Annotated in this window: 18 protein-coding genes; 12 read left to right on the top strand and 6 right to left on the bottom strand. The window is 71.1% G+C overall.

Annotated elements, in window-relative coordinates:
• On the bottom strand, positions 1 to 894 hold the full coding sequence (locus KSO98_RS01320; RefSeq protein WP_225282972.1) for an oxygenase MpaB family protein: 894 nt from the start codon (positions 892 to 894) through the stop codon (positions 1 to 3).
• A 95-nt stretch (positions 895 to 989) separates the two neighbouring features.
• On the opposite strand from KSO98_RS01320, the gene KSO98_RS01315 reads away from it, so the two are divergent.
• Genes KSO98_RS01315 through KSO98_RS01285 form a run of 7 tightly spaced genes read left to right on the top strand, consistent with a single transcriptional unit; the run spans position 990 to position 8987 of the window.
• Complete coding sequence (locus KSO98_RS01315) at positions 990 to 1307, top strand: STAS domain-containing protein (protein WP_225282970.1); 318 nt, start codon at positions 990 to 992, stop codon at positions 1305 to 1307.
• Between the two features lie 56 nt (positions 1308 to 1363).
• Positions 1364 to 3541: a glycogen debranching protein GlgX gene (gene glgX, locus KSO98_RS01310; protein ID WP_225282968.1), complete on the top strand. Its 2178-nt coding sequence runs from the start codon at positions 1364 to 1366 to the stop codon at positions 3539 to 3541.
• Positions 3541 to 5892, top strand: a complete 2352-nt coding sequence (gene treY, locus KSO98_RS01305) for a malto-oligosyltrehalose synthase (RefSeq protein ID WP_225282966.1) — start codon at positions 3541 to 3543, stop codon at positions 5890 to 5892. The genes glgX and treY overlap by 1 nt, the downstream gene beginning before the upstream one ends.
• Positions 5889 to 7637 carry a malto-oligosyltrehalose trehalohydrolase gene (gene treZ / locus KSO98_RS01300; protein WP_225282965.1) on the top strand — a complete coding sequence of 583 codons (1749 nt, stop codon included), beginning with the start codon at positions 5889 to 5891 and terminating at the stop codon, positions 7635 to 7637. The genes treY and treZ overlap by 4 nt, the downstream gene beginning before the upstream one ends.
• A 38-nt stretch (positions 7638 to 7675) precedes the next feature.
• The gene (locus tag KSO98_RS01295; protein ID WP_225282963.1) at positions 7676 to 7843 is read left to right on the top strand and encodes a hypothetical protein; all 168 of its coding nucleotides are present in this window, start codon (positions 7676 to 7678) and stop codon (positions 7841 to 7843) included.
• Positions 7843 to 8793 carry an iron-containing redox enzyme family protein gene (locus KSO98_RS01290; protein WP_225282961.1) on the top strand — a complete coding sequence of 317 codons (951 nt, stop codon included), beginning with the start codon at positions 7843 to 7845 and terminating at the stop codon, positions 8791 to 8793. Before KSO98_RS01295 ends, KSO98_RS01290 begins: the two co-directional genes overlap by 1 nt.
• Entirely contained in the window at positions 8790 to 8987 is a 198-nt protein-coding gene (locus KSO98_RS01285) for a CDGSH iron-sulfur domain-containing protein (protein ID WP_225282959.1), read from the top strand. Before KSO98_RS01290 ends, KSO98_RS01285 begins: the two co-directional genes overlap by 4 nt.
• 99 nt (positions 8988 to 9086) lie before the next feature.
• On the opposite strand, the gene KSO98_RS01280 is transcribed toward KSO98_RS01285, so the two are convergent.
• The gene (locus KSO98_RS01280; RefSeq protein WP_225282957.1) at positions 9087 to 11228 is read right to left on the bottom strand and encodes a catalase; all 2142 of its coding nucleotides are present in this window, start codon (positions 11226 to 11228) and stop codon (positions 9087 to 9089) included.
• A gap of 89 nt (positions 11229 to 11317) precedes the next feature.
• Here KSO98_RS01280 and KSO98_RS01275 point away from each other — a divergent pair, with 89 nt between their 5' ends.
• From KSO98_RS01275 to KSO98_RS01255, 5 genes are all read left to right on the top strand, one after another.
• Positions 11318 to 11782 carry a hypothetical protein gene (locus KSO98_RS01275; RefSeq protein WP_225282955.1) on the top strand — a complete coding sequence of 155 codons (465 nt, stop codon included), beginning with the start codon at positions 11318 to 11320 and terminating at the stop codon, positions 11780 to 11782.
• Complete coding sequence (locus tag KSO98_RS01270; protein WP_225282954.1) at positions 11779 to 13008, top strand: NRAMP family divalent metal transporter; 1230 nt, start codon at positions 11779 to 11781, stop codon at positions 13006 to 13008. The genes KSO98_RS01275 and KSO98_RS01270 overlap by 4 nt, the downstream gene beginning before the upstream one ends.
• Position 13009: 1 nt before the next feature.
• On the top strand, positions 13010 to 13657 hold the full coding sequence (locus KSO98_RS01265) for a hypothetical protein (RefSeq protein WP_225282953.1): 648 nt from the start codon (positions 13010 to 13012) through the stop codon (positions 13655 to 13657).
• A gap of 179 nt (positions 13658 to 13836) precedes the next feature.
• A complete protein-coding gene (gene mptB, locus KSO98_RS01260; protein ID WP_225282952.1) occupies positions 13837 to 15099 on the top strand; it encodes a polyprenol phosphomannose-dependent alpha 1,6 mannosyltransferase MptB in 1263 nt (420 codons plus the stop codon).
• Complete coding sequence (locus tag KSO98_RS01255; protein ID WP_225282951.1) at positions 15096 to 16094, top strand: pirin family protein; 999 nt, start codon at positions 15096 to 15098, stop codon at positions 16092 to 16094. The genes mptB and KSO98_RS01255 overlap by 4 nt, the downstream gene beginning before the upstream one ends.
• 48 nt (positions 16095 to 16142) lie before the next feature.
• On the opposite strand, the gene KSO98_RS01250 is transcribed toward KSO98_RS01255, so the two are convergent.
• From KSO98_RS01250 to zwf, 4 genes are all read right to left on the bottom strand, one after another.
• On the bottom strand, positions 16143 to 16700 hold the full coding sequence (locus KSO98_RS01250) for a DNA-3-methyladenine glycosylase I (RefSeq protein ID WP_225282950.1): 558 nt from the start codon (positions 16698 to 16700) through the stop codon (positions 16143 to 16145).
• 173 nt (positions 16701 to 16873) lie between these two features.
• Positions 16874 to 17497, bottom strand: coding sequence for a bifunctional 4-hydroxy-2-oxoglutarate aldolase/2-dehydro-3-deoxy-phosphogluconate aldolase (gene eda, locus KSO98_RS01245; RefSeq protein ID WP_225282949.1), 624 nt, complete (start codon positions 17495 to 17497; stop codon positions 16874 to 16876).
• Positions 17490 to 19346: a phosphogluconate dehydratase gene (gene edd, locus KSO98_RS01240; protein WP_225282948.1), complete on the bottom strand. Its 1857-nt coding sequence runs from the start codon at positions 19344 to 19346 to the stop codon at positions 17490 to 17492. The genes eda and edd overlap by 8 nt, the downstream gene beginning before the upstream one ends.
• Positions 19346 to 20818 carry a glucose-6-phosphate dehydrogenase gene (gene zwf / locus KSO98_RS01235; RefSeq protein ID WP_225282947.1) on the bottom strand — a complete coding sequence of 491 codons (1473 nt, stop codon included), beginning with the start codon at positions 20816 to 20818 and terminating at the stop codon, positions 19346 to 19348. Before zwf ends, edd begins: the two co-directional genes overlap by 1 nt.
• Positions 20819 to 20887: the final 69 nt, after the last annotated feature.

The following is a 20887-nucleotide window of genomic DNA, read 5'->3' as shown; positions in this document are numbered from 1 at the left end:
TCAGGCGGACGCGGTCGAGGCAGTCTCGTCAGGGGCTGCCCGGTGATGCACCGGGCAGCCCGGCGCGAACGTCCCCATCTCCCGTACGGAGAACCCGTCGGGATAGCTCTTGATCCGGGTCAGGCTCTCCACGGTCACCGGCCTGCGGCGCGCCGGCAGCAGCCGGACGAAGCGCGCCCGGGCGCGCAGTGCGCCCTCCGAGAGCCGGCGCGCGAGCGCACCCGGCTCGTCGTACCCGAACGCCTCGATCAGTGGCGGGTCCATCAGCGCCTTGCTGAAGACCCGCAGGACCGGCGCCAGCGGCCGCGGGTAGAACGTGGTGAGCAGGTCGAGCGTCGAGTCGGCCACCCGACGCCCGCCTTCGTCGAAGGCGAAGTGCGCGCGCTCGTAGGAGTCCATCAGGTCGGCGAAGGCCTCGTACGTCTCCGGGATCTCCTTGATCCCCATGTGCCGGCCGAGGTCCTGGTAGTAGCGCACCGACGCCGTCACCTCGCTCGGCGTCAGCGCGCGCCAGCCGAAGCTGTCGATCCAGCGCTTCGGCACCACCACGAAGGTCGACAGGACGTAGCGCATGTCGTCGTGGGAGATGTCGTACATCCGGTGCATGCCGTTGATCCGGCGCACCGCCGCGAGGCCGTCGGGGGAGTCGAACCCCTTGTTGATCACCTCGTCGAGCAGCAGCGCGGTGTCGTCGTACCGCTTCTGGGTCCGCTCGGTGAACTCGTGCGTCTCGTCCAGCAGTCGCCCGATCGAGGGCACCGCGTACGTGCGGAACAGCGCGAACGACAGCGACTGGTTGAAGTCCCACGGGAACTCGTACTGCCCCAGCTCGCGGTAGATCCGGACGTACTCGGTCTGCGGATCCAGGTCGGCATTGCGCAGCGGCGTGGGCATGCGTTCGACGGTAACGGCCCGCGCGGCCGGCGACCAGGGGGAAAATTGGACGACTGACCTGCGCATAGGTCGCTTCCCACGGGGAAAAGAGGGCTATGGCCCGCACCCCCTTCACCGTTGCCTACGACGAGGACGCGGGCATGCTCACGCTCTCCGGCGACCTCGACGACTCGGGCGCGCTGGAGCTGGGGGAGTGGCTCGCGGCGCTGACCCGCCAGGCCCGCGATCTCGTGATGGACCTCAGCTCGGTCGGCTCCCTGCCCAGCACCGCGGTCGGCGTCATCGCCGCCGCTCGCGCCAACATGCGGGCTCATTTCAACCGCCTCGAGCTGGTGGCCGCGCAGGGTTCTGCCGCCGGGCGGGTGCTGGCGCGCTCGGGTATGGCCGTGCAGCCGCGGAAGCCGTCGGACTGATCCTGCCGTTGCCGGGTACCAGTCGGCGACCGATGCAGCGCGCAGGGGGAGACGACGTGGAAATCTGGCCGGGACAGCCCTATCCGTTGGGGGCGACCTTCGACGGCAATGGGACGAACTTCGCGCTCTTCAGCGAGATCGCGGAGGGTGTGGAGCTGTGCCTCTTCGACGAGGAGCGCAACGAGACTCGGGTCGAGCTGACCGAGGTGGACGCCTACGTATGGCACGGCTATCTGCCCGCAGTGCAGCCCGGGCAGCGGTACGGCTACCGGGTGCACGGGCCGTGGGACCCCGGCGAGGGGCTGCGCTGCAACCCGAACAAGCTGCTCCTCGACCCGTACGCGAAGGCGACGAGCGGCGAGATCGACTGGGACCAGAGCCTGTTCGGCTACACCTTCGGCGACGAGGACTCGCGCAATGACGAGGACTCCGCCGCCCACATGACCCTCGGCGTGGTCGTCAACCCGTACTTCGACTGGGAGGGCGACCGGCAGCCGGGCTATCTCTACAGCGAGTCGGTCATCTACGAGGCCCACGTCAAGGGTCTGACCCAGCGACACCCGGCCGTGCCCGAGGAGCTGCGCGGGACGTACGCCGGGATCGCGCACCCGGCCGTGATCGAGCACCTGCAGAAGCTCGGCATCACCGCGATCGAGCTGATGCCGGTGCACCAGTTCGTCCAGGACAGCACGCTGAGCGAGAAGGGCCTGCGGAACTACTGGGGCTACAACACCCTCGGCTTCTTCGCGCCGCACGCCGAGTACGCCAGCCAGCGCGGCATCGCGGGCGGCCAGGTGCAGGAGTTCAAGCAGATGGTGAAGACCCTGCACGCGGCCGGCATCGAGGTGATCCTCGACGTCGTCTACAACCACACCGCGGAGGGCAACCACCTCGGTCCGACGCTGAGCTTCAAGGGCATCGACAACCCCGCCTACTACCGCCTCGTCGAGGACGACCGGCAGTACTACATGGACTACACCGGCACCGGGAACACCCTCAATGTGCGTCAGCCGCACAGCCTGCAGCTGATCATGGACTCGCTGCGCTACTGGGTGACGGAGATGCACGTCGACGGCTTCCGCTTCGACCTGGCCGCGACCCTCGCCCGCGAGTTCTACGACGTGGACCGGCTCTCCACCTTCTTCGAGCTGGTCCAGCAGGACCCGGTGGTCAGCCAGGTGAAGCTGATCGCCGAGCCGTGGGACGTCGGCCCCGGCGGCTACCAGGTCGGCGGCTTCCCGCCGCTGTGGACGGAGTGGAACGGCAAGTTCCGCGACACCGTCCGCGACTTCTGGCGCGGCGAGCCGTCGCTCGGTGACTTCGCGTCGCGGCTCTCGGGCTCCAGCGACCTGTACGAGAACTCCGGTCGCAAGCCGTTCGCGAGCATCAACTTCGTCACCGCCCACGACGGCTTCACCCTGCGCGACCTCGTGTCGTACGACGAGAAGCACAACGACGCCAACGGCGAGGACAACAACGACGGCGAGAGCCACAACCGCTCCTGGAACCACGGTGCCGAGGGCCCGACCGACGACCCGGAGATCCTGGCCGCCCGCGCGCGGACGCAGCGCAACCTCATCGCGACGCTGCTGCTCTCGCAGGGCGTCCCGATGCTGCTGCACGGCGACGAGCTCGGCCGCACCCAGCAGGGCAACAACAACACGTACGCCCAGGACAACGAGCTGAGCTGGATCGACTGGGAGGCGGCGGACCTGCCGCTCCTGGAGTTCACCGCGGCCGCGATCCGGTTGCGCCGCTCGCACCCGACCTTCCGCCGGCGCCGCTTCTTCACCGGCATCGACCCCGATCCCGACCAGCTCGACGACATCGTCTGGCTGCGGCTGTCGGGGGAGCCGATGAGCGACGCCGGCTGGGACGCACCCGACAGCCAGGCGGTCGGGATGTGGCTCAACGGCGAGCGCATCCCCGGCACCGACTCCCGTGGCGAACGGGTCGTCGACGACCACTTCCTGCTCTACTTCAACGCCGACGGCCCGGCGACCGCGACCCTCCCGGGCGCGGAGTACGCCGCGGCCTGGGACGTGGTGATCGACACCGGTGTGGACGGGGCCGTCGGGCAGGAGGAGATCGCGGCCGGCTCGAGCATCGAGATCGCCTCGCGCAGCGTGGTCGTGCTGCGCCAGCACCGCGCGCCGGAGACGACGCCCGACCACTCCGTCGCGGCATCAGTAGCAGCAGGACTCGACCGGCTCGATCAGCGGAGCTCCGACTGATGCGGATCCCGGTCAGCACCTACCGTCTCCAGATCACCGCTGACTTCGACCTCTTCGCCGCCGCGAGCCGGCTGGAGTACCTGCACGAGCTCGGGGTCGACTGGGTCTACCTGTCGCCGCTGCTGGCCGCCGAGCCGGGCAGCGACCACGGGTACGACGTGGTGGCCCACGACCACATCGACGAGTCACGCGGCGGGGCGGCCGGCCTGGCCGCTCTGTCCGCCGAGGCGCGCCGACTCGGCATGGGCGTCCTGGTCGACATCGTGCCCAACCACGTCGGCATCGCCACCCCGAGCGCCGATCCCTGGTGGTGGGACGTGCTCCGGCTCGGTCGCGACTCCCCGCACGCGGCCGCCTTCGACATCGACTGGCATGCGGGTCACGAGCGGCTGCGGATCCCGGTCGTCGGCGACGACGACCTGCTCCCGACCGGCCGGATCGCCCATCTCGCGGTGGTGGCCGGCGACGACGGACCCGAGCTGGTCTACCACGACAACCACTACCCGATCGCGCCGGGCACGGCGGACGACGGAGCCGATCCCGACGAGGTGCACGCCCGCCAGCACTACGAGCTGGTCTCGTGGCGCGCCGCCGACGACGCGCTCAACTACCGCCGCTTCTTCGCGGTCAACACCCTCGCCGCAGTGCGCGTCGAGGAGCCGGACGTGTTCGCCGAGACCCACGTCGAGATCCGGCGCTGGTTCGACGAGGGTCTGGTCGACGGGCTGCGGGTGGACCACCCCGACGGGCTGCGCGACCCGCGCCGCTACCTCGACGACCTGGCCGCGCTCACGGGCGGGGCGTACGTGCTCGTCGAGAAGATCCTGGAGCCCGGAGAGGCACTGCTCACCTCGTGGCAGACCGCGGGCACCACCGGGTACGACGTGCTCGGACTCATCGACCGGGTGCTCACCGACCCCGCCGGACGCGATCCCCTCGATGACCTGGAGACGCAGCTGCGCTCCGAGCCGGTGGACTGGGCGTCGATGATCCACGATCGCAAGCGCGAGGTCGCCGACGGCATCCTGCGCTCGGAGGTCAAGCGGATCGTGCGCGATCTGCGCCGCCACCTGCCCGTGGTGCCCGCGTTCCGTGCCGAGGACGCGGTCGCCGAGCTGCTGGCCTGCTTCCCCGTCTACCGCTCGTACCTGCCCGAGGGCCGCGAGCACCTCGACGAGGCGTTCGCGATCGCCCGGGAGCGTCGTCCCGACCTCGCCAGCACGTTCGACGCGCTCGTCGGCTGGCTGGGCAACCCGGACCTGGCGGCGAGCAAGCGGTTCCAGCAGACCAGCGGGATGGTGATGGCGAAGGGCGTCGAGGACTGCTCCTTCTACCGCTGGTCGCGGCTCACCTCGCTCAACGAGGTCGGTGGCGATCCGTCGATCTTCGCCGTCGACGTGGACGCCTTCCACGACGCGTCGGCCGAGCGGCAGCGGACCTGGCCGCACGCGATGACGACCACGTCGACCCACGACACGAAGCGTGGGGAGGACGTCCGGGCGCGGATCACCGTGCTGGCCGAGCTGCCGCAGGCGTGGACGCGCACGCTGAAGACCCTGCTCGCGGTCGCTCCCGTGCCCGATCCCGGCTTCGCCGCGCTGCTGTGGCAGGCGGCGCTGGGGGCATGGCCCATCAGCCGTGAGCGGCTGCACGCATACGCCGAGAAGGCGATGCGCGAGGCCGGCGACCGCACCACGTGGACCGAGCCCGATGCCGCGTACGAGGCCGCGGTGCACGCCGCCGTCGACGCGCTCTACGACGACGAGCAGGTCGCCCGCGCCTTCCGCGAGCTCCTCGACGAGATCGTGGAGCCCGGCTGGAGCAACGCGCTGGCCGCCAAGCTGATCGCGCTGACGATGCCGGGCGTGCCCGACGTCTATCAGGGCAGCGAGCTGTGGGAGCAGAGCCTGGTCGACCCCGACAACCGTCGACCGGTCGACTTCGACGACCGAGCCGACCTGGTCGGTGCGATCGCTGCCGGCGCGGGTGCGGCCGCCCCGCACGGGCTCGGCGACCGCGGCGCCGCCAAGATGCTCCTCACCCGGGCCGCGCTGACGCTGCGCCGGGACCGGCCCGAGCTGTTCTCGACGTACGAGCCGGTCCGGATCGAGGGTGAGGCGGCCGAGCACGCGCTGGCGTTCTCGCGCGGCGGCGCGATCACGGTGGTGACCCGGCTGCCGGTGGGTCTGGCCGCGCGGGGCGGCTGGGGCGACACCCGCCTCGAGCTGCCGGCCGGCAGCTGGCGCGGCGCCGCAGGATTCGACACGCCCACCTCGACCAGCGGATCCGTCCTGCTCGCCGACCTGCTCGCCACCTACCCCGTCGCGCTCCTGGTGAAGGAGGAGTCATGACCCACCACGGACCGTACGAGGTCTGGGCACCTCGACCCGAGACGCTCAGCCTCTCGGTGGGGGACCAGGTCGTCGAGATGGCGAAGGGCCCCGGCGACTGGTGGACGCCGACCGGTCCGGTCCCCGATCCGGCGCAGGGGGTCGACTACGGCTACCTGATCGACGGGGACGACACTCCCCGCCCCGACCCGCGGTCGCGGCGCCAGCCGGGAGGCGTCCACCAGCGCTCGCGCACGTACGATCCGGGCGCCTTCGCCTGGACCGACGACAGCTGGACCGGGCGTCAGCTCGCCGGCTCGGTGATCTACGAGCTGCACCTCGGCACCTTCACGCCGGAGGGCACGCTCGATGCGGCGCTCGGCCGGCTGGACCACCTGCGCTCGATCGGGGTCGACTTCGTCGAGCTGCTGCCGGTCAACGCGTTCAACGGCATCCACAACTGGGGCTACGACGGAGTCGCCTGGTTCGCGGTGCAGGAGGAGTACGGCGGCCCGGAGGCCTACCAGCGATTCGTCGACGGCTGTCACGCCGCCGGGATCGGGGTCATCCAGGACGTCGTGTACAACCACCTCGGCCCCTCGGGGAACTACCTGCCCCTCTTCGGGCCCTACCTCAAGGACGGCCGCAACACCTGGGGCGACCTGCTCAACCTCGACGCCGAGGGCTCCTCGCAGGTCCGCCGCTACATCCGCGACAACGTCCGGATGTGGCTCGAGGACTATCACGTCGACGGGCTGCGGCTCGACGCCGTGCACGCCCTGGTCGACTCCTCGCGCCCCCACCTGCTCGCCCAGCTGGCCACCGATGTGGCCGCGCTCTCCGCGCACCAGCGCCGACCGCTCACCCTCATCGCCGAGTCGGACCTCAACGACCCGGTGATGGTGACGCCGAAGGAGGCCGGTGGGTACGGGCTGGACGCGCAGTGGAGCGACGACTTCCACCACGCCCTGCACGTCGCGCTCACCGGGGAGACCCAGGGCTACTACGCCGACTTCGCCCCGTTGCAGGCGCTGGCCAAGGTCTGCGAGCGAGGCTTCTTCCACGACGGCACCTGGTCCTCCTTCCGCGATCGTCCCCACGGCGTACCGATCGACCGCGCGACCACGCCCACCTGGCGGCTGGTGGTCTGCAGCCAGAACCATGACCAGATCGGCAACAGGGCCCAGGGCGATCGGCTCACCGCCCATCTGGACGACGACCAGCTCGCCTGTGCGGCCCTGCTCACCCTGGCCGGGCCCTTCACACCGATGCTCTTCCAAGGCGAGGAGTGGGGCGCCTCGACGCCGTTCCAGTTCTTCACGTCCCACCCGGAGGAGGAGCTCGGCCGGGCGACCGCCGAAGGACGGATCGCGGAGTTCGCCGAGCACGGCTGGGACCCCGCCGCCGTGCCCGATCCCCAGGATCCGGAGAGCTTCCGGCGCTCGAAGCTCGACTGGTCGGAGGTCGAGGGCGAGCGCGGTCGTCGACTGCTCGCGATCTACCGCGAGCTCGCGGCGCTGCGTCGCCGCCTGCCGGACCTCACCGACCCGCGCTTCACCCACGTCGAGTGCACCGCCGACAGCGACGGCCTCTTCACGATGCAGCGCGGCGACACCCTGGTGGCGGTCAACTTCGGCAGCTCGCCGGCCGAGCTGTCCCTGGACCCCGGGACCGGGGACCTGCTCTTCACCACGCCGTCCGCAGCGACATATCAGGGCGGGGTGCTGTGGCTGCCGCGTCACGCCGGTGCGGTGATCCACGGCTGATCGTGCACGCCCGTGCCGGTTCCGGGGTACCGGGCGGCATGAAGACGCTGCCTCACTTCCGCGATCTGCGCGACCTGCTGGCGCTGATCGACGGATCGCGCACGCCCCGACAGGCCACCTCTGCACCCGAGTCCTCCGCCGAGATGCCGCCTGACGGCTTCGTCGACTGCCGCGGCGTCCTGCACCTGTGGTCGGAGGAGGATTGATGGCGACGCTGCCCAAGCCCCGCGGGCCGTTGAGCGAGGTGCTGCTCTCGGCGTTGGTGAGCGGCAGGACGGACGTCGCGTACCCGGACCAGGGCAGCGCCGAGGACGGCGCGCTGAGCCTGTGGATCCTGTACGAGCTCTCCTACCGGGGCTATCACGAGGTCGACGACCGTCTCGAGTTCGATCCCGAGCTCGTCCGGCTGCGCCGGAGGCTGGAGGACGACCTCGAGCAGCGGCTGCGGCAGCGCTGGCCAGGACGGCCGGCATACGAGGCTGAGCAGGGCTTCGCGGCGGCGTTCTTCGCGATGATCGAGGCCGACGACGGCCCCTCGCTCGCCCGCTTCGTACAGCGCGACGCCACCCACGACCAGGTCGTCGAGCTGCTGCAGCACCGCTCGCTCTACCACCTCAAGGAGTCCGACCCGGTCGCGCTCACCCTGCCCCGGCTGGCCGCCGCGCCCCGCGCGGCCCTCGCCGAGCTCCAGTACGACGAGTACGGCGGTGGCCGGCCGGAGAGGCTGCATGCCCATCTCTTCGCCGAGGGGATGGCAGCGATGGGCCTGGACGCGACCGAGGGCGGCTACGTGGACGAGGCGCCGCTGGAGGTCCTCGAGCAGAACAACGCGATGAGCCTCTTCGGCCTCAACCGGCGGCTGCGCGGCGCCTCGGTCGGTCACCTCGCGGCCTTCGAGGCGACGAGCTCGCTGCCGTGCCGCAAGATGGCGCAAGGGCTGGAGCGGCTCGGCCTGCCGGCGGAGATCCGGGCCTACTACGAGGAGCACGTCGAGGCCGACGCGGTCCACGAGCAACTCGCCGTTCGGCTGATCTGCGAGCCGCTCATCGCCGCGGAGCCCGACACCGAGGACGACGTCTGGCTCGGCGCGTGGAGCTGTTTGGACCTGGAGGCTCGGATCGCGCACCGGCTGCTCGAGCAGTGGGGTGCGGCATGAGCGAGACCCCGGACGTCGTCCTGTGCCCGGGCGGGCCGATGCTGCTGCGCGGTGACCACCTGGTCGCCGACGACCAGGGCGTCGAGCACCGCACGACGCGCCCGATCTCCGCGGTCTGCCGCTGCGGCAAGTCAGCCACGAAGCCGTGGTGCGACGGCACCCACAAGGTCATCCCGGAGAAGCTCCGGCCCTGACCGGCGCTATACGGATGAGTACGTACTCATCCGTATAGGGGCCTATAAAGATGAGCACACGCCCGCCGCCGCAGACGTGTGCTCATCTGTATAGCGCGCTCAGCCGGCCTGGCGCTCCCAGACCCGGTGGCTGGCGAGCAGCCCGGCGACCTCGGTGAAGACCTGCTCACCGGTCTCGCCGACGACGATGCCCGGTGCCGTCGCGGCGAGCCCGGCGGCCTCGATCGCGGCCACCCCGTCGCCCCAGGCGCCGATCGCCTTCGCCTGCCGGAAGACCTCGGTGAGCAGCAGTGAGACCTTCGGATCCGCGGCGTGCGCCGCTATCCCGGAGGCAAGCAGCACCGCGTCGAACTCGATCGAGCGGGCGGTGTCGAAGGAGCGCTGCAGCGGAGTCCCGTCCGGCAGCGTGCCGCCGGTCGGGCCGATCAGCAGCGGCAGCAGGCCCGCGTCGAAGACGGCCGTACGGATCGCGGCGATCTCCTCGGGCGGACAGTCGGGACAGGTCACCACCCCGACGAGCCGCCCATCGATCGGCCAGGTCTCGCCGACCATGGCCAGCGCCGGGCTCGGCTCCGGATCCGCCAGCGGCTGCGTCGGCTCGGGCGCCGGCAGGCCCAGCTTCGCGGCCACGCCCGCGCACAGCTCGGGATCGATGTTCGCCAGGCACTGCAGCTGGCGCTCGCGGATGACCGTCTCGTAGCACTTGCCCAGCTCGAAGGCGTACGCGTCGATGATGTGGCTCTGCTCGACCGGCGTCATCGAGAGCCAGAAGAGCCGCGCCTGGCTGAAGTGGTCGTCGAAGGACGCCGCGTGCTCGCGGACCTTCGGCCCGGCCGCCACCTCCACCGGCGCCTCGATGAGGGCCCGGTCGTCGACGCCGGACGCGTGGAAGGGGCAGCCCCCGTCCAGCGAGTTGGGCCGGTACGGCGCCACCCCGCGGTGCACGGCGTCCTGGTGGAAGCCGTCGCGCAGGTTGTCGTTGACCGGCGCGTGCGGCCGGTTGATCGGGATCTGGTTGAAGTTCGGGCCGCCGAGCCGGGTCAGCTGCGTGTCGATGTACGAGAAGAGCCGGGCCTGCAGGAGCGAGTCGTTCGTGACGTCGATGCCGCGGACCAGGTTGCCCGGGTGGAAGGCGACCTGCTCGGTCTCCGCGAAGTAGTTGGACGGGTTGCGGTTGAGCACCAGCCGGCCGACGGGCTGCACCGGTGCCAGCTCCTCGGGCACGAGCTTGGTCGGGTCGAGCAGGTCGATGCCCTCGAACATCTGGTCCTCGGTGTCCGGGAAGACCTGGAGGCCCATCTCCCACTCCGGGTAGGCGCCGGCCTCGATCGCATCGGCCAGGTCGCGGCGGTGGAAGTCCGGGTCGAACCCGCACGCCATCTGCGCCTCCTCCCAGACCAGGGCGTGCGCGCCGAGACGGGGCTTCCAGTGGATCTTGGCCAGGGACGTCTCGCCGGCCGCGTTGATCAGCCGGAAGGTGTGGACGCCGAAGCCCTCCATCATCCGGTACGAGCGCGGGATGCCGCGGTCCGACATGTTCCACAGCGTGTGGGCCTGCGCCTCGGTGTGCAGCGAGACGAAGTCCCAGAAGGTGTCGTGCGCCGACTGGGCCTGCGGGATCTCGCGGTCCGGGTGCGGCTTGGCGGCGTGCACGACGTCGGGGAACTTGATCCCGTCCTGGATGAAGAAGACCGGGATGTTGTTGCCGACCAGGTCGAAGACGCCGTCGGAGGTGTAGAACTTCGTCGCGAAGCCCCGGGTGTCGCGCACCGTGTCGGCCGATCCACGCGACCCCAGCACGGTGGAGAAGCGGGTGAAGACCGGTGTCTCGACGTCCTTCTCCAGGAAGGCCGCGCAGGTCACCTCGCCCGCCGTCCCGTAGCCGACGAAGACCCCGTGCGCGCCGGCACCCCGCGCGTGCACGGCCCGCTCCGGGATCCGTTCGTGGTCGAAGTGGGTGATCTTCTCGCGCAGGTGGTGGTCCTGCAGCAGCGTCGGCCCGCGCGAGCCGGCCTTCAGCGAGTGGTCGGTGTCGCGGACCCGCGCGCCGGTCGAGGTGGTGAGGAACTCGCCCTGCTGGGCGTTCACCGCCTGCTCGGCCGAGGCGAGCACGCCGGAGGCCGTACGGACCTCGGGGCCGGTCTGGTCGGGCTTGGGCGCGAGCGGCTCGCGCGGAGTCGTGGGCTCCTCGAGCGACGGCGGCTCGGGAGCGGGCGCGCCGGGCACGTTCTGGTCGGGCATGGGGGATGCCTCCGTCGGTGAGATGACTGGGTCGACCTGCCCGTACCCCCCGCGGCATGCCGCATGTCCGCCGCGGGTAATGCCTGGTCATGAGGCGGGACGCACGAGGTGTCCCGGTGGTGCTGGTGGCCATCATCCTGTCCGCCTGCGCACCCGGTACGCCGGACGAGGACTCCTGGAGAGTGGACGCACTGCGCTCGATCGGCGACGTGTCGAGCTCGGTGTCGAGCGTGCAGCTCGCGCTGCAGCACCATGACCGCCTCTTCGGTCCCTATCTCCAGACCGTGGCCGTCCAGGCCGAGGACGCCGCGGGCACCGCCTCCACCAAGCTGTCCGCGGTCCAGCCGCCGGAGCCCTACCAGGGCCGCTCCGACACCGTCACCAGCGCGCTCGACGACGCGGAGTCGCTGCTCACCGACGCGCGGATCGCGGTCGTGCGCCGTGACAGTGCCGCCTACGCCGATCTCGTCCGACGCCTCAAGAGGACCGGGGACCGGCTCTCCCGCATCGAGGATCGGATCAGGGCCCTGCCCGACGATCGGAGCCGGCCGTGAAGAAGCTCCTCAACGTCGCGCTCGGTGTCCTCACCGCGATCGGCGGCTTCGTCGACATCGGTGACCTGGTCACCAACGCGCAGGTCGGCGCCCGGTTCGGTCTCTCCCTGGCCTGGGTGACCCTCCTCGGTGTGGTCGGCATCATCGTCTTCGCCGAGATGTCGGGCCGGATCGCGGCGGTCAGCGGCCGGGCCACCTTCGACCTGGTCCGCGAGCGTCTCGGGCCGGCGATGGGGATGGCGAACCTCCTCGGCTCCATGGGCGTCACCCTGCTGACCTATGTCGCGGAGATCGGCGGCGTCGCGCTCGCGTTCCAGTTGATCTGCGGCGTCGACTACCTGCTCCTCTTCCCGTTCGTCGGCGCGCTGGTCTGGCTGGTCCTGTGGCGGGCGAAGTTCTCCGTGATCGAGAACCTCTTCGGCCTGCTCGGGCTCGCGCTGATCGTCTTCGTCGTCGCGCTGCTCAAGCTCGGCCCGGACTGGTCCCAGCTCGGGCACAGCGCCGTCTCGTTCCAGCCGCCGAAGCCGGAGGCCTGGTCGACGTGGGCCTACTACGCGGTGGCGCTCTTCGGTGCGGCCATGACCCCGTATGAGGTCTTCTTCTTCTCCTCCGGCGGCGTCGAGGAGAAGTGGGGCGTCAAGGACATCGGAGTGATGCGCACCAATGTGCTGCTCGGCTTCCCGCTCGGGGGCGTGCTGTCGGTGGCGATCGCGGCCTGCACCTACGTCGTCTTCAACCCGCTCAGCGCCAGCGTCGACACCCTCGGCCAGGTCGGGCTGCCGGTCGCGATCGCGCTGGGCAAGATCGGTCTGGCGATCGCGTTGCTGGGGTTCGTCGCGGCCACCTTCGGCGCCGCCTGCGAGACCGGACTCTCCACGGGCTACTCGATCGCACAGTACTTCGGCTGGCAGTGGGGCAAGTTCGTGCGGACCGACGTCGCCGCCCGCTTCCACCTCGTCCTGCTGCTGTCCACCGTCATCGCGCTCGGCGTCCTGGCCACCGGCATCGACCCGGTCCAGGTGACCGAGGCCTCGGTGGTCTTCAGCGCCCTCGCGCTGCCGCTGACGTACTTCCCGATCCTGGTGGTCGCCAACGACCGCGACTACATGGGCGAGCACGTCAACGGCCGGGTGCTGAACGTGCTGGCGATGTTCTTCATGGTGGTGCTGACGGTCGTGGCGCTGGCCGCGATCCCGCTGATGATCTGGACGAGGATGGGGGCCTGACATGGGCGACCGGTTCCACGAGCCGTACGACGCCGTCCTGCATCTCCTCGATCGCCAGGTGATCGACAGGGACGGCCTGCTGGTCTGCAAGGTCGACGACCTCGAGCTCGCCGAGACCGGCGAGGGCGCCCTGGTCGCGACCGCGCTGCTCGCCGGGTCGCCAGCGCTGCTGCCCCGCCTCGGCGGGCGCCTGGGCTCGGTGGTCCGGGAGTACTGGGCGCGGATGGGCGATGAGCAGGCCGACCGGCGACTGCCGTACCGGATCGACTTCGCGCTCGTGGCGGAGCTGACCAGCGCGGTCACGCTGACGCGCCCGCGGCACGGCCTGCTGGTGCGGACGCCGGGCGAGGACGAGGGCCCGGTCCGGCACCGATTGGGCGATCTCCTGCAGATGGAGGTCGAGGCACCCGAGGGCAAGCGGCGGATCCTCGACGTCCGGCTCGACGAGCGACACCGGGTGCGCTCGCTGGTGATCGGCCACGGCCGGCCCGGCGCGATGCTCGGCTACGACGAGCGTGAGGGCCGGCCCGCGAACCAGGGTCCGGCGCTCGTACGGGCGATCGTGCGCGCGCTGCACCGCCACGCCCGCGAGGTGCCCTTCGGGCAGGTCAGGATCGACTGGGAGCAGCATCGGGTCCGGGTGGCCTGACTGCTCGTCCGCGGGCGGACCCACATCCAACGTTGCCGCGACAGCCGCCCCGTGTTCACCGGAGCGGAGGATGAGCTGACCTAGCGTCCGGACCGTGATCGCGCGCGGTGTCGTCGGCAGCCTGCTCGTCATGATCGGCGGCTGGCTGACCGCCTTCGCTCCCGCGCTCGTTGTGGCTGGTGCACGTCACCCCGCTCGGTGCCGCCCGCGACTCGCGCCCGGGGCCCGTCGTGGGCCTCCTCCTCACCCTCGGCGGAATGGTGCTGCTGGTCCAGGCCTGGATCCGGCTGTGGCGCTCCTGCCGCGGCCGGCTCGCCCTGGTGCGTGTGACCGCGCTGCTGTGGAGCGCGCCGCTCATGCTCGCGCCGCCGCTCTTCAGCCGCGATGCCTGGTCATACGCCGCCCAGGGCACGCTGGCCGCGCTCGGCATCTCGCCCTACCGGCACGGCCCGGCACTGCTGGCCGGGACGGTGAAGCAGGCGGTCGACCCCCTGTGGCGACACACGCCCGCGCCGTACGGCCCGCTCCCGCTGTGGTGGGGCGACCTGCTCGCGCACCACCTCGCCAGTCCTCTGCTGCTGGTGTACGGACACCGTCTGTTGGCGGTCGCCGGGATCCTCCTGCTCGGGCTGAGCGCGCCCAGACTCGCCGAGCTCGGCGGCGTCGACCCGGCCCGGACGAGCGCGCTGCTGCTCGCCTCGCCCGCCGTGGTCGTCAACGGCGTGGCCGGGCTCCACAACGACATCCTCATGGTCGGGCTGATGGCTGCGGCGCTCGCGCTGACGCCGCGCCTGCCGCACGGCTGGATGCTCGGCGCCGCGCTCGCGGGCCTGGCCGCCGCCGTGAAGGTCTCCGGTGGGATGGTGGCGGTCGGCGTGATCCTGCTCAGCCTGCCGATCGGCGCCGGCCTGCTGGTCCGCACCCGGCGTACGGTCGGCGTCGGTGCGCTCGCCGGTGTCGTCCTGCTGGCCACCGGCGTGGTCACCGGGCTCGGGCACGGCTGGGTGAGTGCGCTCAGCGTGCCCTTCATGGTGACGACCTTCTCCCCGACGGCCATGCTCGGCATGCCCGGCCGTGTCATCGGCACGCTGCTCCCGCCGGTCCTCGGTGCGATCGTGCTGCTCAAGGTCCCGACCGGTCGCGCGGACCGGGCGCTGCTCGCCGTCGGGGTGCTCTACCTCGCCGCGGTGGCCGCGCTGCCGGCCGTTCGTCTCTGGTACCTGCTGTGGCCGCTGCCCTTCCTCGCCGCCGTCCGGCTCTCGCCGCAGGCGGAGGTCGCGGTGGTCGGCGGTGCGGTGGTGATGGGCGCGATCTCCCCGATGAGCACGCTGCCGTTCGGCATCGTCACCTGGACCGGCGCGGCGGTCGTCGGCGTCCTCGTGCTCGGATTCCGGGCCGGCGTCGGGCCCTGGAGGCAGCCGCGCCGTACCGTTCTGCTGTGAGCAACACCGAGTCCCGGCCCGACGAGGTCGTCTGCGAGGCCGCGCGCGCCGCCGGCATCGAGATCATCACGCCGCGCGACGTGCCGCTCGGCGGGCCGCGCGCGATGAACGTACGCCGGACGCTGCCCTCCCGGGCCCGCACGCTGATCGGTGCCTGGTGCTTCCTGGACCACTACGGCCCCGACCGGGTCGCCGACTCCGGCGGGATGGTCGTCGCCGCCCACCCGCACACCGGCCTGCAGACCGTCTCCTGGCTCTTCACCGGCGAGATCGTCCACTGTGACAGCGCCGGCCACCACGCCATCGTCCGGCCGGGGGAGGTCAACCTGATGACCGGCGGACAGGGCATCAGCCACACCGAGATCTCCACGCCGGAGACCGCGACCCTGCACGGCGCGCAGCTCTGGGTCGCCCTGCCTGAGGCCGCCCGCGACACGGCACCCGCCTTCGAGCACTATGCGCCGGCCCCGGTGACGGGCGCGGGCTGGGAGGCGCGGGTCTTCCTGGGCTCGCTGCTCGGCTCCACCTCGCCGGTCGCGACCTTCACCCGCCTGCTCGGCGCCGAGATCCTCCTCCGGGCGGGCGAGGCGCTCACGATCCCGCTCGACCCGGACTTCGAGCACGGCGTCCTCGTCGACACCGGCCTGGTCAGCGTCGACAGCATCCCGGTCGAGAAGGACGCGCTCGCCTACCTGCCGCCGGGCTCGACCAGCCGCACCCTCGTCGCCGCCGAGGACACCCGGCTGCTGCTCCTCGGCGGGCCACCGTTCGGCGAGCAGATCGTGATGTGGTGGAACTTCGTCGGCCGGAGCCATGAGGAGATCGTCACCTATCGCGACGCCTGGCAGGCCCAGATCATCGACGCCTCCGGCGAGGTCGTCGACGACGGCACCCGGGTCGCGATGGGCCGCTTCGGCCGCGTCGACGGCGAGCACCTCCCGCCGATCCCCGCCCCGCCCCTGCCCGGCACCGCCAAGCTCCGCCCCCGAGGTTGAGAGGTCACTTCTCGCGGCTCGAGAGGTCACTTCTTGCGGGGTGAGGGGTCACTTCCCATGGCGGAAGCAGCCCGGGAGATGGGGATCGAAGAGTCCGATCGCCTGCATCAGCGCGTACATCGTCGTCGGCCCCACGAAGACGAAACCGCGCTTCTTCAGCGCCTTGGACAGCGCGACCGACTCCGGCGAGGTGGTCGCGGTGTGATCGAGGGGGCCGGTCGGGGCGTGGCTGAGGATGAGCGCCTCGAGGCCCTCGGCCTCGCGCAGTGCGACCGTCGCCCGGGCATTGGTGATGGTGGCGCTGATCTTGAGCCGGTTGCGCACGATCCCGACGTCGGTCATCAGACGGGCGTGATCCTCCTCGGTGAAGGCGGCGATCGCCTCGGCGTCGAAGTCGTGGAAGGCCGTACGGAAGGCAGGCCTCTTCGCCAGGATCGTCGACCACGAGAGTCCCGATTGGAAAGCCTCCAGCGTCAGCCGCTCGAGGTACGCGGCCTCGCCACGGACGGGCACGCCCCACTCGCGATCGTGGTAGTCGCGCATCGGGCCCGGGCCGCCGGCCCACAGGCAACGGAGGACACCGTCCTCACCGGTCACAGGCTCCATGGCGCCATCCTGCCGCGCGTGCACCGAAGGTGACTCCTCGACCCGCGAGATGTGACTTCTCGAGCCACGAGAAGTGACTCCTCGACCCGGACGCCGAACGGCCCCGATCGCGGGTGGGCGATCAGGGCCGTTCGATCTCGAGTCAGCGGGGGTCGCCCGCTGAGCTGCAGGACTCAGCCGAGTGCGGCGGCCTCTGCAGCGAGCTTGGTGATCCGCTCCCAGTCGCCCGCGGCGATGGCGTCGGCCGGGGTCAGCCAGGTGCCGCCGATGCAGCCGACGTTGGCCAGCTTCAGGTAGTCGGGCGCGGTGTTGACGCGGATACCGCCGGTGGGGCAGAAGCGCGCGTCCGGGGTGACGGTGACGAGGCCGCTGAGGAACGGCGCACCGCCCGACTGCTCGGCCGGGAAGAACTTCATCTCGGTGATGCCGGCCTCGAGGACCGACAGGACCTCCGAGACGGTGGCGGTGCCCGGCAGGAACGGCAGACCGGTGTCCTTCATCGCCGCGAGCAGCGACGGGGTGAGGCCCGGGGAGACCAGGAACTGCGAGCCGGCGGCGGCGGCGTCGGCGGCGCGCTGCGGCGTGGTGACCGTACCGGCGCCCACGACGATCTCGGGGACCTCGTCGGCGATCGCGCGGATCGCTTCGAGGCCGGCCGGGGTCCGCAGCGTCATCTCGATGACCTTGATGCCGCCGGCGACCAGCGCCTTGGCGACCCCGACACCCTGCTCGGCGGTGTCGACGACGACGACCGGGACGACGGGGGACAGGGTGAGCAGCGAGCCGAGCTCAGACATGCGAGATCTCCTGGACAGGGGTGATGAGCGGGAAGACGGAGGCGCCGGTGTCGGCGGTGCCGACCGAGGCGCGGAACGAGGCGAAGAGCTCGCGACCGGTGCCGGTGACGCCGAGGTCGGCCGAGCCGGTGGACTCGCGACGGGCGAACTCCTCCGGGTCGACGTCGATGGTGACGGTGCCGTTCACGGCGTCGACGGTGATGATGTCGCCGTTCTGGACCCGCGCCAGCGGACCGCCGAGAGCGGCCTCCGGGGTCATGTGGATGGCCGCCGGGACCTTGCCCGAGGCGCCCGACATGCGGCCGTCGGTGACGATCGCGACCTTGTGACCGCGGTCCTGCAGGACGCCGAGGCCCGGGGTGAGCTTGTGCAGCTCCGGCATGCCGTTGGCCGAGGGGCCCTGGTAGCGGATGACCGCGACCAGGTCCTGGTGGCAGGTGCCGTCGGCGAAGGCGGCCAGGAAGTGGGCCTGGTCGTCGAAGACCATGGCCGGGGCGGTCACGACGCGGTGCTCGGGCGCGACGGCCGAGGTCTTGATGACCGCGGTGCCGAGCGGGCCGTGCAGGACCCGCAGTCCGCCGTCGGCCTGGAACGGCGCGGAGGCCGGGCGCAGCACCTCGAGGTCGGCGGACTCGGTCGGGCCGTCCACCCACTCGACGCCGCCGTCCTCGGTGAGGCGCGGCTCCTGGGTGTAGCGCGAGAGGCCGCGGCCGAGGATCGTGTCGACGTCCTCGTGCAGGAGGCCCGCCTCGAGGAGCGTGCGGATCAGGTAGCCGATGCCGCCGGCGGCGTGGAAGTGGTTCACGTCCGCGGAGCCGTTGGGGTAGACGCGGGCGACCAGCGGGACGACCGAGGAGAGGTCCGAGAGGTCCTCCCAGGTGAGCTGGATGCCGGCCGCGCGGGCCATCGCCACCAGGTGCATGGTGTGGTTGGTCGAGCCGCCCGAGGCGAGCAGCGCGACGCAGGCGTTGATCATGACGCGCTCGTCGACGAGCTCGCCGATGCCCGGGGCGCCGGCGAGCGCGTTCGCGGTGACCTGGGCCGCGACGGCGTCGGTCAGGGCCTCGCGCAGCGTGGTGTCGGGGTTGGTGAAGGACGCGCCCGGCAGGTGCAGGCCCATCACCTCCATCACCAGCTGGTTGGAGTTGGCGGTGCCGTAGAAGGTGCAGGTGCCACGGGAGTGGTACGAGGCCGCCTCGGCCTCGAGCAGCTCCTCGCGACCGATCTTGCCCTCGGCGTGGAGCTGGCGGACGCGCGCCTTCTCCTTGTTCGGCAGACCCGACGCCATCGGGCCGGCGGGCACGAAGCCCATCGGCAGGTGGCCGAAGGCGAGCGAGCCGATGACCAGGCCGGGGACGATCTTGTCGCAGACGCCGAGCATCAGCGCGGCGTCGAACATGTCGTGTGACAGCGCGATCGCGGTGGACATGGCGATGACGTCGCGGGAGAAGAGCGAGAGCTCCATGCCGGCGCGGCCCTGGGTGATGCCGTCGCACATGGCCGGCACGCCGCCGGCGACCTGGGCGAGACCGCCCGCGCGGATGACGGCCTTCTTCAGCGCCCGCGGGTAGTTCTCGTAGGGCGCGTGCGCCGAGAGCATGTCGTTGTACGACGTCACGATCGCGAGGTTGGGCTTGGCGCCGCCCCGGGTCGTGATCTTGAGCTGGGCCTTCTCGGAGGCCTCCGAGGCGGCGAAGCCGTGCGCGAGGTTGGCGCAGCCGAGGTCGCCGCGGGCGGGGCCCTCGTTGCGAGCGGCGCGGAGGCGCTCGAGATAGGCCGTGCGGGTCGCGGCGGAGCGCTCGATGAGGCGCTCGGTCACCGCCTCCAGGGTCGGGTTCAGGGTGGTCATCAGGACTCCTGCCAGGATCGGCCGTCACGCTCGATGAGCGTGAACGATGCGGTCGGTCCGGCCGAGCCGGCCGGGTAGGACTTCGGGGTGAGAGCCGCGGACTCCCAGTGCTTGAGGATCGGCTCGCACCAGGCCCAGGCCGCCTCGACCTCGTCGCGACGCATGAAGAGGGTCATGTTGCCGCGGATGACGTCCATGAGCAGGCGCTCGTAGGCATCGGGGGAGCGCTTGTCGAAGGCGTTCGCGTACGACAGGTCCAGCGAGACCGGCTTCAGCCGGTACCCGCCCGGGCCGGGCTCCTTGGCGTTCAGGTGGATCTGCATGCCCTCCTCGGGCTGCACGCGGATGGTGAGCCGGTTGGGCTCGGTGACGCCCTCGCGCTGGCGGAAGGGGTCGTACGGGGCGTTCTTGAAGACGACCACGATCTCGCTGACGCGTCGGTCGAGGCGCTTGCCGGTGCGCAGGTAGAAGGGGACGCCGGCCCAGCGCCAGTTCTGCACCTCGGCCTTGATCGCGACGAAGGTCTCGGTCATCGACTCGTGGCCGAGCTCCTCCACGTAGCCCTCGACGGGCTTCCCGGCGACCCAGCCGGACGTGTAGCGGCCGCGGACGGTGTCCCGGTCGACGTCGGCCGGGGTCATCGGCTTGAGCGCCTGGAGGACCTTGAGCTTCTCGTCGCGGACGTCCTCGCGGCCGCCGCCGATCTCGATCGGCGGCTCCATCGCGACCAGGCACAGGAGCTGGAGCAGGTGGTTCTGGACCATGTCGCGCATCGCGCCGGAACGGTCGTAGTAGCCCGCGCGGTTGCCGGTGCCGAGGGTCTCGGCGACGGTGATCTGGACGTGGTCGATGGAGTGGCTGTTCCACAGCGGTTCCAGGAACGTGTTGGCGAAGCGGGTGACCAGCAGGTTCTGCACCGACTCCTTGCCCAGGTAGTGGTCGATGCGGAAGATCTGCGACTCGTCGAAGAACTCGCTGATCGTGTTGTTGACCGCCTTGGCCGAGGCCAGGTCGGTGCCGATCGGCTTCTCCACGACCACGCGGGCCGGGGCCTCGGCGAAGCCGTTGACGCCGAGCTCGTGACAGATGGGGCCGAAGAGGGAAGGCGCGACGGAGAGGTAGAAGACGCGGACGGCCTCGTCGGCGTTCTCGCGGTCCTTGAGGGTGTCGAAGAGCGGCTGCCAGGAGCCGGGGTCCTGGACGTCGACGGTCACGTAGTGGACCCGCTCGAGCAGCCGCTCGACCGCGGCGAGGTCCTGGAACTCGGCGGCGACGTGCTCGGCCAGCGCGGCGCGCGCCTCAGCGCGGTAGCCGTCGTCGTCGAGCTCGCTGCGCGAGACCGCGATGACGCGGGTGTCCGCGGGCAGCCGTCCCTCGAGGTCACAGTGGTAGAGCGCCGGCAGGAGCTTGCGCAGCGCGAGATCACCGGTGCCGCCGAAAACGACGAAGTCGCAGGCCTCAGGGAAGTGCATGTGACCAGAGTCCCATCTATTTTGGATCGATACAAGCACTACAAAGGCTTTTTTTGGACATAAGCCTGC

The sequence above is a fragment of the Nocardioides nematodiphilus genome (assembly GCF_020216525.1).
In the GTDB taxonomy this organism is placed as follows: domain Bacteria; phylum Actinomycetota; class Actinomycetes; order Propionibacteriales; family Nocardioidaceae; genus Nocardioides; species Nocardioides nematodiphilus.
This window is presented reverse-complemented; position numbering and strand designations above follow the sequence as displayed.

Coding starts and splice junctions, on each gene's coding strand:
- KSO98_RS01320 (WP_225282972.1), bottom strand. CDS start 894: ATGCCCACGCCGCTGCGCAATGCCGACCTGGATCCGCAGACCGAGTAC.
- edd (WP_225282948.1), bottom strand. CDS start 19,346: ATGACCACCCTGAACCCGACCCTGGAGGCGGTGACCGAGCGCCTCATC.
- treY (WP_225282966.1), top strand. CDS start 3,541: ATGCGGATCCCGGTCAGCACCTACCGTCTCCAGATCACCGCTGACTTC.
- KSO98_RS01265 (WP_225282953.1), top strand. CDS start 13,010: ATGGGCGACCGGTTCCACGAGCCGTACGACGCCGTCCTGCATCTCCTC.
- eda (WP_225282949.1), bottom strand. CDS start 17,497: ATGTCTGAGCTCGGCTCGCTGCTCACCCTGTCCCCCGTCGTCCCGGTC.
- KSO98_RS01290 (WP_225282961.1), top strand. CDS start 7,843: ATGGCGACGCTGCCCAAGCCCCGCGGGCCGTTGAGCGAGGTGCTGCTC.
- KSO98_RS01280 (WP_225282957.1), bottom strand. CDS start 11,228: ATGCCCGACCAGAACGTGCCCGGCGCGCCCGCTCCCGAGCCGCCGTCG.
- KSO98_RS01315 (WP_225282970.1), top strand. CDS start 990: ATGGCCCGCACCCCCTTCACCGTTGCCTACGACGAGGACGCGGGCATG.
- KSO98_RS01285 (WP_225282959.1), top strand. CDS start 8,790: ATGAGCGAGACCCCGGACGTCGTCCTGTGCCCGGGCGGGCCGATGCTG.
- zwf (WP_225282947.1), bottom strand. CDS start 20,818: ATGCACTTCCCTGAGGCCTGCGACTTCGTCGTTTTCGGCGGCACCGGT.
- KSO98_RS01250 (WP_225282950.1), bottom strand. CDS start 16,700: ATGGAGCCTGTGACCGGTGAGGACGGTGTCCTCCGTTGCCTGTGGGCC.
- treZ (WP_225282965.1), top strand. CDS start 5,889: ATGACCCACCACGGACCGTACGAGGTCTGGGCACCTCGACCCGAGACG.
- KSO98_RS01295 (WP_225282963.1), top strand. CDS start 7,676: ATGAAGACGCTGCCTCACTTCCGCGATCTGCGCGACCTGCTGGCGCTG.
- KSO98_RS01275 (WP_225282955.1), top strand. CDS start 11,318: ATGAGGCGGGACGCACGAGGTGTCCCGGTGGTGCTGGTGGCCATCATC.